The 13,564-nt window shown below is 68.1% G+C and carries 13 protein-coding genes; 6 read left to right on the plus strand and 7 right to left on the minus strand.

Going from position 1 to position 13,564, the window contains the following annotated elements; translation table 11 throughout:
* Positions 1-133 precede the first annotated feature (133 nt).
* The 4 genes from K420_RS0105725 to K420_RS0105740 are packed head-to-tail and all read left to right on the plus strand — an operon-like array spanning position 134 to position 5,695.
* Complete coding sequence (locus tag K420_RS0105725; protein WP_035854554.1) at positions 134-1,810, plus strand: hydrogenase maturation protein; 1,677 nt, start codon at positions 134-136, stop codon at positions 1,808-1,810.
* Positions 1,807-3,282: a sigma-54-dependent transcriptional regulator gene (locus K420_RS0105730; protein ID WP_198293805.1), complete on the plus strand. Its 1,476-nt coding sequence runs from the start codon at positions 1,807-1,809 to the stop codon at positions 3,280-3,282. The genes K420_RS0105725 and K420_RS0105730 overlap by 4 nt, the downstream gene beginning before the upstream one ends.
* Entirely contained in the window at positions 3,279-4,280 is a 1,002-nt protein-coding gene (locus K420_RS0105735; RefSeq protein ID WP_027457229.1) for an NADH-quinone oxidoreductase subunit B family protein, read from the plus strand. Before K420_RS0105730 ends, K420_RS0105735 begins: the two co-directional genes overlap by 4 nt.
* Positions 4,277-5,695: a nickel-dependent hydrogenase large subunit gene (locus K420_RS0105740; protein ID WP_027457230.1), complete on the plus strand. Its 1,419-nt coding sequence runs from the start codon at positions 4,277-4,279 to the stop codon at positions 5,693-5,695. The genes K420_RS0105735 and K420_RS0105740 overlap by 4 nt, the downstream gene beginning before the upstream one ends.
* 16 nt (positions 5,696-5,711) lie before the next feature.
* On the opposite strand, the gene K420_RS19620 is transcribed toward K420_RS0105740, so the two are convergent.
* The 4 genes from K420_RS19620 to K420_RS0105760 are packed head-to-tail and all read right to left on the minus strand — an operon-like array spanning position 5,712 to position 10,467.
* Complete coding sequence (locus tag K420_RS19620) at positions 5,712-7,193, minus strand: HD-GYP domain-containing protein (RefSeq protein WP_051452970.1); 1,482 nt, start codon at positions 7,191-7,193, stop codon at positions 5,712-5,714.
* 3 nt (positions 7,194-7,196) lie between these two features.
* The gene (locus K420_RS0105750) at positions 7,197-8,792 is read right to left on the minus strand and encodes an ASKHA domain-containing protein (RefSeq protein ID WP_035854556.1); all 1,596 of its coding nucleotides are present in this window, start codon (positions 8,790-8,792) and stop codon (positions 7,197-7,199) included.
* Positions 8,793-8,797: 5 nt separating this feature from the next.
* Positions 8,798-9,811 (minus strand): uroporphyrinogen decarboxylase family protein, encoded by a 1,014-nt coding sequence (locus K420_RS0105755; protein ID WP_027457232.1) that lies wholly within the window; start codon positions 9,809-9,811, stop codon positions 8,798-8,800.
* Positions 9,808-10,467 (minus strand): cobalamin B12-binding domain-containing protein, encoded by a 660-nt coding sequence (locus tag K420_RS0105760; protein ID WP_051452971.1) that lies wholly within the window; start codon positions 10,465-10,467, stop codon positions 9,808-9,810. Before K420_RS0105760 ends, K420_RS0105755 begins: the two co-directional genes overlap by 4 nt.
* 121 nt (positions 10,468-10,588) lie before the next feature.
* Between K420_RS0105760 and K420_RS0105765 the strand changes: the two genes are divergently transcribed.
* Together K420_RS0105765 and K420_RS0105770 are read left to right on the plus strand one after the other, a co-directional pair.
* Positions 10,589-11,368, plus strand: coding sequence for a DnaJ domain-containing protein (locus tag K420_RS0105765; RefSeq protein ID WP_027457234.1), 780 nt, complete (start codon positions 10,589-10,591; stop codon positions 11,366-11,368).
* Entirely contained in the window at positions 11,365-11,703 is a 339-nt protein-coding gene (locus K420_RS0105770; protein ID WP_027457235.1) for a hypothetical protein, read from the plus strand. The genes K420_RS0105765 and K420_RS0105770 overlap by 4 nt, the downstream gene beginning before the upstream one ends.
* Positions 11,704-11,727: 24 nt before the next feature.
* Here the strand turns inward: K420_RS0105770 and K420_RS0105775 are convergent, their stop codons facing one another.
* From K420_RS0105775 to K420_RS0105785, 3 genes are read right to left on the minus strand one after another with little or no spacing between them, the layout of a single operon-like run.
* Entirely contained in the window at positions 11,728-12,123 is a 396-nt protein-coding gene (locus K420_RS0105775; protein ID WP_027457236.1) for a hemerythrin domain-containing protein, read from the minus strand.
* Entirely contained in the window at positions 12,120-13,187 is a 1,068-nt protein-coding gene (locus K420_RS0105780; RefSeq protein ID WP_027457237.1) for a hypothetical protein, read from the minus strand. Before K420_RS0105780 ends, K420_RS0105775 begins: the two co-directional genes overlap by 4 nt.
* A gap of 3 nt (positions 13,188-13,190) precedes the next feature.
* The gene (locus tag K420_RS0105785) at positions 13,191-13,517 is read right to left on the minus strand and encodes a metal-sulfur cluster assembly factor (RefSeq protein WP_027457238.1); all 327 of its coding nucleotides are present in this window, start codon (positions 13,515-13,517) and stop codon (positions 13,191-13,193) included.
* Positions 13,518-13,564 lie beyond the last annotated feature (47 nt).

Genomic DNA, 13,564 nt, shown 5'->3' on the forward strand with positions numbered 1-13,564 from the left:
CCTAGACAAGGCGAGTTACAGAACAAATATCGCCAAAGTCATAAGGGCGATGCGCCTTGAAAAACAATGGCTTCCGAAGCCGCGATTTTACAAGGTCCATGCCAATGACATGTTTTGTAAAGAAATGTAAATCGTGAGAATCCTGTTCCTGACCCACAGCTTCAACAGCCTGGCGCAGCGCCTCTATTGCGAACTGACGGCACTGGGCCACCAGGTCAGTATCGAGTTCGATATTTCCGACTCGGTCACCGAGGAGGCCGTTGCCCTGTTCAAGCCGGACCTGCTACTAGCGCCCTTCCTGAAGCGCGCCATTCCGGAAAGCGTCTGGTCGCGGCATCTCTGCTTGATCGTGCATCCGGGCGTACCGGGCGACCGGGGCCCGTCGGCGCTTGATTGGGCGATCCAGAGGGGGCTCAAGGAATGGGGTGTGACCGTCCTGCAGGCCGAAGCCGAAATGGATGCCGGCCCGGTCTGGGCTTCGGCGAGCTTCCCGATGGTGCCGACACGCAAGGCCTCGCTGTACCGCAATCGGGTGACCGAAGCGGCGGTTCGTGCCGTGTTGTTGGCGGTGGAGCGGGTCGAGTCCGGTCAATTCACGCCGGAGCGTGTCCCCGGCGCGGCGCATGCGCTGATGCAGCAAGGCGACCGCCGCATCGACTGGGCGCACGAATCGAGTGCCGTCGTGCTGGCCAAGCTGAATGCCGCCGATGGTTTCCCCGGCGTGGCCGACGAACTGTTCGGTCAGCCCTGTCACCTGTTCGACGCCTGGCCGGAGGCGACCCTGAAGGGGCAGCCCGGCAGCCTGATCGGCCGCCGGGAAACGGCCATCCTGCGGGCAACGGCTGATGGTGCGGTCTGGGTCGGCCACGTCAAGCGCCCGGGCGGCATCAAGCTGCCGGCGACACGAGCCTTTCCCGAAGCGGCCGAATTGCCCGAGTTGCCGCTCGACGGCTGGTGGAAAGCCCCGGTGCCGACCTGGCAGGACATCGCCTACGAAGAGGCGGCTGGCGTTGGCTTCCTGAGTTTCGAGTTCTACAACGGCGCGATGAGCACGGCGCAGTGCCGCCGCCTGACCGAGGCCTTCCGTTGGGCGACGACGCAGCCAACCACCGTGATTGTCCTGCGCGGCGGCAGCGATTTCTGGTCGAACGGCATTCACCTGAACACCATCGAGGCGGCGGAAAGCCCTGCCGACGAATCCTGGGCCAACATCAACGCCATCGACGATCTGGCGGAGGCCATCCTGCGCTGTGAAAGCCAGCTGACCGTGGCGGCGGTGGGCGGCAACACCGGAGCCGGCGGCTGCTTCCTGGCGCGGGCCGCCGATCACGTTTGGGTGCGCGATGGCGTCATGCTCAACCCGCATTACAAGAACATGGGCAACCTGTTCGGCTCGGAATTCTGGACCTACCTGCTGCCGCCGCGTGTCGGCGACGAGGGCGCCCGGGACATCATGCGCCATCGCCTGCCGATGACCGGGCCGGAGGCCGTCCGACGGGGCTTCTACGATATCTGTCTGCCTGGTCCGGGATTCAACGTCGATGTCGCGCGGCGTGCCGCCGAACTGGCGGCCGCACCGGATATCGCGCAGCAGCTGGCCGCCAAGGCCGCCCGGCGCGCCGCCGATGAGGCGGTAAAGCCGCTGGCTGCCTACCGCGCGGCAGAGCTGGCCGAAATGCGCCGCAACTTCTACGGCTTCGACCCCTCGTACCACGTCGCGCGCTATCATTTCGTCTCCCGTTCGCCACATTCGTGGACGCCGCGCCACCTGGCCCGGCATCGCGACCTCGACTGGAAGATTCCGGAATGAGCCTGACGTCGTTGCGCAAATTGCCCGCCATCCTCGTCATCGACGACGAAGTGCGTTCGCAGGAAGCGTTGCGCCGCACGCTGGAGGAGGATTTCGATGTCTTTTGCGCCTCGGGGGCGGACGAGGGCTTGGCCATCCTCGAACGCGAGCAGCTCAGTTCCGGCATCCGCATCGTGCTCTGCGACCAGCGCATGCCGGGCACGACCGGCGTCCAGTTTCTGACGGAGGTGCGCAGCCGCTGGCCGGATATCGTGCGCATCATCCTCTCCGGCTATACCGACGCCGAGGACATCATCAGCGGGGTCAACGAAGCGGGCATCTGGCAATACCTGCTCAAGCCCTGGCAACCCGAGCAACTGCTGTTGACCCTGCAGCGCGCCGCTGAAGTCTGGCGCCTGCAGCAGGAAAACCAGCGCCTGAGCCTCGACTTGCGCACCGCCGAGCCGGTGCTCAAGCGCCATGTCGTCAGCAAGCAGGAAAAGGCGAAAAGCAGTTTCGGCCTGTCGGCCGTGATCCGCGCCCCGGGCAGCCCGATCAATGCAGTGTGCGACATGGTGCAACGTGTCGCGCCTTACGACCTGTCGGTGATGGTGACCGGCGAATCCGGCACCGGCAAGGAAATGGTCGCCCGCGCCATCCATTACGAAAGCCGGCGGGGCAACAAGGCCTTCATTACCGAGAACTGCGGCGCGCTGCCCGACACCCTGCTCGAATCCGAGTTGTTCGGCTACAAGCGGGGCGCCTTCACCGGCGCGGTCGATGACCGGGTCGGCCTCTTCCAGCAGGCCGACGGCGGCACGCTGTTCCTCGATGAAATCGGCGAAACCAGCCCGGCCTTCCAGGTCAAGCTGCTGCGCGTCCTGCAGGAGGGCGAGTTCCGGCCGCTCGGCAGCAACCGCCCGGTGACGGTGGACGTGCGTGTCATCGCGGCGACCAACCGCGATCTGGAGGACGACGTGCGCACCGGCCGCTTCCGCGAAGACCTCTACTACCGGCTGGCCACCATCTCGCTGCACGTGCCGCCGCTGCGCGAGCGGACCATGGACTTGCCGCTGCTCGCCCGCCGCCTGCTCGATTCGAGCTGCGCGGCACTGGGCAAATCGGTCGACGGCTTCTCGAAGGAGGCGATGGCCTGCATCGCTGCCTACCGTTGGCCGGGCAATGTACGTGAGTTGCAGAACGAAATCCTGCGCATGGTGGCGCTGGCAACGACACCGGTACTCGGTGCCGATCTGCTGTCGCCACGCGTCTTGCGCACGCCGGTCGGCGAAACACCGGCGGCCGATTTCGCCTGGGCCGATGGCCTGACCGGCGGCCTCAAGGAGCGCATGGAACAGCTGGAAATGCACGTGCTGAAGGAGGCGATGATCCGCCTGCGCTGGAACAAATCGAAGGCGGCGCGCGAACTCGGCCTGTCGCGCGTCGGTTTGCGCGCCAAACTGGTCCGCTACGGGCTGGAGCAGGCGGAATGAAAGTGCTCTGGCTGCAGAGCGGCGGCTGCGGCGGGTGTACCCAATCGCTGCTCTGCGGCGAGTCGCGACCCCTGTTCGACGAATGGCGCGATGCCGGCATCGAATTCCTGTGGCACCCCGGCCTGTCTCTGGAAAGCGGCGAGGAAGCGCTGGCCATCCTGGAGGATTGCGCCGAGGGGCGCCTGGCCTTCGACGCCTTGTGCGTCGAGGGGGCCATGTTGCGCGGTCCGAACGGCACCGGCCGCTTTCACCTGCTGGCCGGCAGCGGCCGGCCACTGACCGAATGGGTTGCGCGCCTCGCCCGGCGTGCCCGCTGGGTATTTGCCATCGGTTCCTGTACGGCCTACGGCGGTTTTTCGGCCAATACACCGGGCAATCCCCTCGAAGCCTGCGGCCTGCAGTACGACGAGCAGACGCCGGGCGGTCTGCTGGGGGCCACTTTTCGCACGCCGGAGGGCCTGCCGGTGGTCAACATCGCCGGCTGTCCGACGCATCCGGGATGGATCATCGATACGCTGGAAAAAGCCGCCCTGGAAGGTCTGCAACCGGCTGACCTCGACGAATTCGGGCGCCCGCTGCTCTATGCCGGCGGTTTGGTGCACCATGGCTGTCACCGCAACGAATACTACGAATTCAAGGCCAGCGCGCAAAAGCCGTCCGACCTCGGCTGCCTGATGGAGAACCTCGGCTGCAAGGGAACGCAGGCCCACGCCGACTGCAACATCCGGCCGTGGAATGGCGCCGGTTCCTGCCTGCGCGGTGGCTTCGCCTGTATCGCCTGTACCGAGCCGGGTTTTGAGTCGCCCGGCCATGCCTTCCAGGAAACGCCCAAGCTGGCCGGCATTCCCGTCGGCCTGCCGACCGACATGCCGAAGGCCTGGTTCGTCGCGCTTGCTGCCCTCTCCAAGTCGGCCACGCCGAAGCGGGTGCGCAGCAACGCGGTGGCCGATCACCCGGTCGTGCTGCCCGCCGTGCGCAAGAAAGGGACGAGCAAGTGACGCGCATCGTCCTCGGGCCGTTCAACCGCGTCGAAGGTGACCTTGAACTCAGCCTCGACCTGGCCGATGGCCGGGTGCAGGCCGCCTATGTCAATTCGCCGCTGTTTCGTGGGTTCGAACAAATCCTGCTGGGACGTGCCCCGCTCGACGCGCTGGCCATCGTACCGCGCATCTGCGGCATCTGCTCGGTCGCGCAGTCGGCCGCTGCCGCCTCGGCGCTGGCCGAGGCGATGGGCCTGACCCCGCCACCGAACGGCCAACTCGCCCGGCACCTGATCCAGGCCACGGAAAACGTGGCCGACCACCTGACGCACTTCTACCTGTTCTTCATGCCTGATTTCACCCGCCCGGCGTATGCCAGCCGGCCCTGGCATGCGGCGATGACACGGCGCTTCGCCGCCGTGCAGGGCGAGGCAGCGGCCGAGGTGCTGCCGGCTCGCGCCAATTTCCTCAAGCTGATGGGTTTCCTGGCTGGCCGCTGGCCGCACACGCTGGCCATCCAGCCGGGCGGCAGCACCCGTGCCATCACGGCCGGCGAGCGGGTGCGCCTGCTCGCCCTGCTGCGCGAGTTTCGCAGCTTCCTGGAGAAGCGCCTGTTCGGCGATGCGCTGCCCGCCGTCGCCGCCCTGGCCAGCCAGGATCAACTGCTCGCCTGGGCCGCCGGGCGAGCCGGCGATTTCCCCGCTTTTCTGGCGGCGGCCAGCGATCTGGGCCTGGACCGGATCGGCCGCGCCGGCGACGCCTTCCTGTCGCACGGCGCCTACGGCCTGTACCCGAGCGGTACCTGGCAGGGGGGCGTGACGATCCCCTTCGATCCGCTGGCCATCACCGAAGATACCGGCCGCACCTGGCTGGTCGAAGCGCCGCCCCGCCATCCGGCGCAGGGCGAAACGATCGTCGATGCCGACAAGGCCGGGGCCTACACCTGGTGCAAGGCGCCGCGCTATGCCGGCCAGCCCTTCGAGGTCGGCGCGCTGGCTCGCCAGCTCATGGCCGGCCATCCGCTGATCGGCGACATGATCGCCCGCCAGGGCGGCAGCGTCATGGCCCGCGTCGTCGCCCGCCTGCTCGAACTGGCGCGGGTCGTACCGGCCATGGAAGCCTGGGTCCAGGCGCTGCAGCCCGGCGAACCCTTCTGCACGGCTGGCGAAATGCCCGACGAAGCCAGCGGCGTCGGCCTCGTCGAAGCCGCCCGTGGCAGCCTCGGCCACTGGCTGAGCATCCGCCGTGGCCGTATCGAGCGTTACCAGATCGTCGCGCCAACCACCTGGAACTTCTCCCCCCGCGACAGCGCCGGCCAGCCCGGCCCGCTCGAACAGGCGCTACGCGGCGTTCCGGCTGGCCCGGATGCGCCGCCCACGGTGCAACACGTCGTGCGCTCGTTTGACCCGTGCATGGTGTGCACGGTGCATTGACTCCCTTCGCCCCGCTTCAGGACTTCACCTTCCAGATGTTCATGTCGTTAACGTCGGCGAAAGTGAACCCTTCCTCGCGGAACAGGCGAAGGCAGCAGGCGACGATCTGATCATCGTAGCGCTGGCCGCGGTAGGCGGTGATTTCGTCCAGCGCGGCGTCGATGCCGAGGCCGGGGCGGTAGGGGCGGTAGAGATCGATGGCTTCGACGACGTCGGCGACGGTGATGATGCGGGCGCCAAGCATGATGGCCTCGCCCTGCAGGCCGCGCGGGTAGCCTGAACCGTCGAGGAGTTCGTGGTGCTGGTAGACCATCTCGGCCACTGGCCACGGGAAATCGACATTCTTCAGGATGTCGTAGCCGATGCGCGGATGGGCCTTGATCAGCGCGAATTCGATCTCGGGCAGGCGCCCCGGGTAGCTGAGGATTTCCGCCGGCACATGGATCTTGCCGATGTCGTGGATGGCGGCGGCCAGCCGGATGCCATGCACCGCGTCGTCCGACAGGCCGAGCGCGCGGGCCAGGTGTGTCGCCAGTTCGGACACCCGACGCTGATGGCCGGCGGTGTACGGGTCGCGCATTTCGATGGTTGCCGCAATCGCCTGGATGGCGTTTTCCATGCTCTGGTTCAGGCGGGTCAGATTGCGGCGGCTTTCCTCCTGCAGGCGCTCCCGCTCGCTGACATCCTGGATCGCACCGTCCCAGGCCGGGTTGCCTTCCTCGCCGGTGGCCGGTTTGGCGTTGAACAGGAGGTGCCGTTCGGCCTGGTCCGGTCCCCGCCAGTGCAGGGTCAGGTGCAGGCGTTCGCCACTTGCTGCCGCGGCGCGGAGGCCGTCCTCGAGCGCTTGGCGCTCGCGGACGGGGAAACCGGCGAAGAGGATTTCGGCGTTTTCCAGCAGGGTATCGGGCGAAACGCCGAGCACTTCGCGGCTGCCCCGGCTGGCGTAGGTCAGGCGCAGCGCGCCGTCCGGCTGCTGTTCGATTTCGAAGAGCAGTTCCGGCACGTTGTCGGCCATGCTCAGGAAGCGTTGCTGCGAGGTCAGGCGATCAAGGGTCGTTTCGATCAGCCCGGCCAAGCCGAGGTAGAGGCCCAGGCTGTCCTTGGTCAGCGGCTCCTCGCCGCTCAGACCGAGCACCATGACGTATTCGGTATGGCGGCGCCCGGCACCGAGTGGCAGAAAAGCCAGCGTGTAGCGGGCGGGCAGGGCGAGGTTGGCGGTGAGCAGGAAGCCGCTGTCGAAGACAGTGGCGATGCTGTCGGCACCGGTGCTTGCCAGTTGCCCGCAGAGTGCCGGATCGGCCGCGTCGCAGTGCAGCAGGCGGATCGAGCCGTCCGGGTTGCGGCTGGCGAAGGCAGCGAGGTCGATGGCAAAAAAGCGGCGGATCAGGCGGCCCAGTTGCAGCCAGATTTCCTGGTGCGACACCATGCCGCCGAGGTATTGCGCCGATTTGACGATGGCGGCGAGGGCCGCGTCGGGGGGCAGGCGTCTTTCGTTCATGGTTCAGCTCGCTTCCGTCGGCCGCAGGTAGAGGTGTTCGAGGAAGGCGTCCTCGAATTCGGGCCGGTGGGCCAGGTTGATCAGTTGGGCCTGCTGGCGCAAGCGGTTGGCCATGGCCTGCGCCTGGGTCGACAGCAGGAGGGCCGTCGCGCCGGCCGCCGCCGTGTTGCCAACCAGTTCGATGTGTGAGACCGGCACGCTGGGCAGCAGGCCGATTGCCTGGGCATTGGCGATATCCAGATAGCGCCCGAACAGGCCGGCGACGACGACGCGCTGCAGCGCAGCGAGCGGCAATCCGGCGACTGCGCTCAGGGCGGCGATGCCGGCGCCGACGGCCGCCTTGGCGCGCTGCAAGGCATCAATGTCGCGCAGGCCGAGGCTGAATTCCCGCTCGCCGACGGCGAAGGCGAAGTTTTTGGCACCCTCGGCGAACCTGCCCTTCGCATCGAGCCGCTGACGGCGGCGCAGGCAGGCGACGAGGTCGACCAGGCCGGAACCGCACAGGCCGTGGGCGCAATCGTCGTCGAGCACCCGGAAGGCGAGCCCGCCGTCCGCCGTCTCGGCGACGCGGAACACGGCGCCCGCCTCGGCCGGCGTACCGCAGCTGCCGGCGCCGCTTTCGAAGGCCGGGCCGCCGGCCGTCGCCGTCACCCAGAGGTCACTGCCGGTCCATAGCGCGATTTCGGAATTGGTGCCGAAGTCGATGAAGAGGGCCGGGGCGCTGCCTTCGGTCAGCCGGCAGGCGACCAGCCCGGCGATCAGGTCGGAGCCGACGAAGCCGCCGAGGGGCGGCACCAGTTCGATCTGCGCCTGGCGGGCGATGCCCCAGGCCTGTGCCCAGGCTGCGCCGTCGATCGTGGTGCATTCCAACGGTGCCATCCAGTAGGCCGGCTGCAGCAGCAGGTGGTGATTCCGATCGGCCAGCAGGGCGAGCATGGCGGTGTTGCCGACGACGGTGACCCGGCTGAAGGCGCGGCAGTCCAGCCCCTCGCGCCGGGCGACATCCGCGATCGCCTCGCCGATCGCATGGCGGGCGGCAAAGGCCAGCGCCTCGGCCACCTCGGGCCGTTGCGCCGCCATCAGGCGGGTCACCACATCGGACCCGAAGCGGCCTTGCGGATTCTTGCCCCAGCGCTCGGCCAGGCGCTGGCCGCTGGCCAGGCTATGGACGGCGATGGAGAGGTGGGTGGTGCCGAGATCCACTGCCGCGCCGACCGGATGGGACACGCCGGGCGGTGGCGGCCGGTCGGCAGCGAAGCCGGCCGGGGCGTAGGTCAGCCCTTCCGGCGGCGTGCGCCAGCCGGAAGGCGGCGGCGGGTTGAGGATCTCCACCGTCAGGTCGGTGGTCGGGCGCATCTGGCAGGCGAGGCGCTTGCCCTCGGTCAGGTCGCTTGCGCTGAGCTGGAACTGCTCGGCCGGCTGGTGCGGCCCGCCCTCGCCGCTCAGCAGGCGAACCTGGCACAGGCCGCAGGCGCCGTGGCCCAGGCAGGCGGAGCGTACCCGGTAGTCGCTGCGGTCGAGAATCTCGCGTAAGGAGGCACCGGGCCGGAAACTGAGCACATGCGGCTTGCCTTGCACCAGGACGGTCAGGCGCGGCATGGCCCCTATCCCCCGGCGTCGCAGGCGGCGAGCAGCGCCGCGATGTTGGCCGGGGCCGATTCGGGTGGAATCTCGCAGCCAGAGGAGAGGATGAACCGGCCCCGCTCGCGGCAGGCGTCGACCAGTTGCCGGGCGGCCAGCGTGATGCGTTCCGGGTGGGCATCGAGGAAATCAAGCGCCTTCAGGTTGCCGACCAGGCAGCTGTCGGGCAGCAGCCGGCAGGCTTCGGCAACGCTGACCTCGTAGTCGAAAGTGGCGATGTCGGCGCCGGCCGCCGGGTAGCTGGCGAGGATGGGCGCCGTCGGTCCGGCGATGTTGAGCCAGGTGGCCAGCGCGCCGGCCCGGCGCAGGGCGGCGAGCAGGCGTTGCAGGCGGGGCAGCAGCAATTGCCGGAAAAAGGCCGGTGGCACGACGGCCGGCGAGGCGGCCGGGTCGAATACGGTGACCAGATGGGCGCCGGCGGCGAGTTGGGCCTGGCCATAGCGGATGGCGCACGCGGTGGCGAAATCAAGGGCGGTTTCGTAGCGCTCCGGCATATCGGCCGCCAGGAAGAGGGCGTTCTCGATACCGTACAGCTGGGCGGCCAGCGTCATCGGGCCGAGCAGACAGCCGGTGAGCAGCACGCGGTCGCCGAGGCCAGCGCGCAGGGCTGCGATACCGCGCAGCATTTCCGGCAGGCGGCCGTCGGCCATGGGGTCGGGCAGGCGCAGCGCGCCGGCGTCGGCCTGCGCCGGCAGCACGTAATCGACGATTTCCGGGTATTGCGTGTCGTAAAAGCGGACGCGCGAGCCGAGCGCCTCGCTCTCGACGCAGAAATCCATGAAGGCGAAAACCGCGTCGCTCCGGTAATGCGCCTGCATGCGCAGTTGGCAGTCGGCCATCAGGGCGCCGCTCTGCTCGTAATCGCGCAGGCTGACGTTGCACAGGTGGGCGGCGTGGCCGAACAATTGCGGGGCGACCGGCGTCCGGTCGGCCGCCTGGCCGCGAATTGTCGCCAGCAGGCGTTCGTAGCCGTTCATGGCACCTCACCCTCGAGGCGTCGTTCGATGTAGCGCGCCCCGTCGAAGGCGTTCTCGGCGACGTAATCGACATCGAGTTCTGCCGCTGCGAACTGTTTCAGCGCGGCGCCGCCGGCCACCACCCAGACCGCATCCAGCCCATGGGCACGCAGCGCCGTGCGCACCCGGCGGACCTGCGGGACGATGGTGCTGATCAGGCCGCTGATCAGCACGCCGCGCGCCCCTTCCCGCGCCGTGGCGGCCACCAGGGTGTCGATCGGGCAATCGCGGCCGAGGTCGACCACGCGGTAACCCTTGCCGATCAGCACCATCTTGACGATGTTCTTGCCCAGGTCATGCACATCGCCTTCCAGCGTCGCGACGACCAGCGTGCCGCGGCGGTCGTCGCGCGGCAGGCCTTCCGGGTAGAGTTCGCGCACGACGGCGGAAACGGCGCGGCCGACCAGCATGATTTCGAGCAGGTTGAAGCTTTCGACCGTGCATTTGTCGTCCAGCCGGGACATGGCCGTTTCCAGCCCGGCGGTGACGATGGTTTCCGCCGGCAAGCCGGCCTGCCGAAGGCGGCGGGTTTCGGCCAGCGCAGCGGCGTGATCGCCGTCGAGCAGTGCGTCAATCAGTGCCCGGAGCGCGTCGGGTACGGCGGATGTGCCAGCCATGGGGCCCTGCGAAACACGAGTCGGTCAGGACTCCAATATAGACCCGGGGCCAGGCCCGGGCAAGGCGGTGGCGGCCGCCCTTTGGTATCCTTGCCGGCTGGATGACCGGAACGACTTCGCGATGCCGAAAACGACCTATTACGATCTGCTGGGAATCGCCCCCGAGGCTGACCTGGACGCGATCAGCGCCGCTTACCTGCGCCGCGTGCGGGAAGTGGCGGCTGGCCAGGCGGACGACGCCGAGCTCAAGCTGCGCGCCAAGCTGCTCAAGCAGGCCTTCGACGTGCTGTCCGATGCCGAGCGCCGGGCGGCCTACGATGCCGGGCTGAACGGGCAGAGCAATCTCACCTTCCGCGCCGAGGCGCCCCTGCAGGTCGAGGTTGCGCTCGGCAGTTCGCGGCGCAACCCGGTGCGCATCCTGCTCACGGTCATTGCCACGCTGATGATCGTCGGCCTCGTGTTGCAGGTTGGCGTGATGTTCAACGCCTACCAGCGGGTCAATGACACGGGCGCTGTCGATGCGGCAGCGCCGGTTGCCGAGAAGGCCTACCTGCAGGACGTCTACCAGACCTACGGCATCCGGGCGGCCAGCCGCGAGGAGGCGGAATTGCTGATTGCCGACCTCAAGCGCAAGGAATCCGCCGACCGCGAGGCGTCGGAACGCCAGCGCCAGGTCGAGGAACAGGAGCGTGCCCAGCGCCGTTTTGAGGAAGAGTCGCGCCGTCTCGGCGCACAGGTCACGGCTGCCAACCAGTGGGCCGAAGAAGAGGCCCGGCGGGCGCGGGAGGATGCCGAGCGCCGCAAGGAGGAGCAGGAGCGGCGGCAGCGGGAGGCCGAGCAGATGAAGCGCGAAGCCGAGATCGCCCGTTTCCGCTCGCGCCCGATGTCGGGCGACGAATGAAGCAGCGCGCTCGGCGCAGCCTGGTGCTGTTGGCGTTGCTCGGCCTGGCCGCCTGCCAGCGGATCAGTGAACGCGATTTTGTCGGCGACTGGCAATCCGCCCGGGCGGTGACGCCGCTGCATCTGGCCGCCAATGGCGAGTGGGAATTGCGCCAGGCCGATGGGTCGGTGCTGCAATATGGCCTCTGGCGGGTCGAAGGTAAAACCCTCGTGTGGAGCGTGCGTCAGGGAGAGCGGGTGATCGACGACCCGACGCCGGTACTGGCCGTTGAACGGGATATGTTCAGCGTGCGCGAACGCGACGGTGCGACCACCGTCTTCCGGCGTCTGCGCTAGGGCGCCATGTCCGGTGCCCGGCCGTCAGGCGGAAACCGGGTAGAGAAGATCCTGCGCCACCTCGAACAACTCGCGCTCCTCGAAGCGTACATGATCGCGCAGCAGGTTGCCGAATTCGGCCAGCGTCGCCGCATCCGGCTGGCGCATGTGTTGGCACAGTTCGCGTAGCCGGGCATGCTCGGCGAGTGTGCGGGCGACCAGTTCATGCTGGCCGATGGCTTCCATCTGTTGCAGGATGCCCTCTTCCTCTCCGCGAAAATGCGCTTCGATGGTTTCCGGGCATTCTTCGAGGATGGTTGCCGCCGCCTGGGCAATCGCTTCGGGCGAGCCGGAGTCGGCAGCAAAGCTGGCCAGGCGGGCCAGCTTGAGGGAGTGGTGGTGTTCGCGCGAGTGTTGGAGCAGGGCAGCGTGACGTTTCATGAGGGACCTCCCGGGGCCTTGCTGCGAACCAGCGTCACCATCGTGGCGATGAAGACGATCAGCACGAGCCCGTTAGTGAGTGCTGCGTACTGACGCAGCGCAAAATGGTTGCCCAGGCCGCCCAGGATGCGTCCGGCCAGCGTCAGATGCAGCAACGCCAGCGGCAGGTAGAGGGCCGGGTGATACGGAATCCGGATCCGGGTGACGGCCGGAAAGATGATCGGCGCATGGCCGAAGACCATCGCGAAGACAAAGCCGAGGCCGATGGCGTGCAGCGCGGCATCGCGCCACGGATGGCCGGGGGTGAGGGCGCCAGCCAGCCCGAGCAGGCCGGCGATGGCCAGCCAGACATAGCCGGAAAGCAGGCAGGCGGCGATGAAGCGGGTCAGCCCCGTGGTGCCGATGTTGCGCCGCGCGATGTCGTAGCGCAGCAGCCAGCCGGCCAGGGCGATCAGGCCGGCGGCCAGCAGGCGGTCGCTGCCGAGCGCCGCGGCGAACAGCAACAGGCCGACGAGGGCGATGAAAATCCGGCGGGCCGCTGGCGGTGTCGGCAGGAAGCGGGTCAGCTCGAGGCGTTCGCCGGCGATGGTCAGGACCAGGAAGAGCAGCCACCAGGGTACGGCGCCGCCGACATCGCCACCCAACAGCCAGGCCAGGTTGCCGACCAGCCAGCAGGCAGCGCCGAGAGCGAGGACGACGGTGAACACCGCCTTCTGGCGTTGCCAGGCAACGAGGCTGGCGGCGATCAGGCCGAGGGCGGCCAGGCTGCCGAACACTTGCCCGGCGAGCAGCGGGGCGCCGGCCAGCAGCATCACCCCGCTGGCCCCGGCGGCAAGCGGTGCCAGATAGGCCCAGCGCTGGCTGATGGCGACCGCCCGTTCGAGGCTGATTACCGTACCGAAGAAGGCAGCGATCATCAGCGGGCCATGCACTCCCGCCGCTTGCGCGGCCGGGGTCGGTACGTGCCAGTCGAGGCGGGCGAGACCGGCCAGCACGCCGCCGAGCAGCGACAGCATGCCGAAGAAGAGCAGGGGAAGGCGCCCGCCGGGCTTCACATCGGCCATGGCTCAGCCAGCATCATGCTCGCTCCAGCCCAGGCGCATGCGGCACTGTTCGCTCATCATCGATGGCTCCCAGGGCGGATTCCAGACGACGCGGATGTCGGCCTCGTAGTCGGCCGGCAGCACACGTGCCAGTTCGGCGTAGGCATCGTCGAGGATCATGTCGCCCATCGGGCAGGCCGGCGAGGTCATGGTCATTTCCACCCGCAGCAACTTGTCGTCGAAGGCGATGCTGTACACCAAGCCGAGGTCGACGATGTTGGCGCCGATCTCGGGATCGGCCACGTGGCGCAAGGCGGCACGGATGGATTCGATGTCGGGCGGGGGGCTCATCGGGGCGGTATCCGGACGGGAAACGTTAGAATGCGATCAGGTCATCC

The sequence above is a fragment of the Dechloromonas agitata is5 genome (assembly GCF_000519045.1).
GTDB lineage: Bacteria > Pseudomonadota > Gammaproteobacteria > Burkholderiales > Rhodocyclaceae > Azonexus > Azonexus agitatus.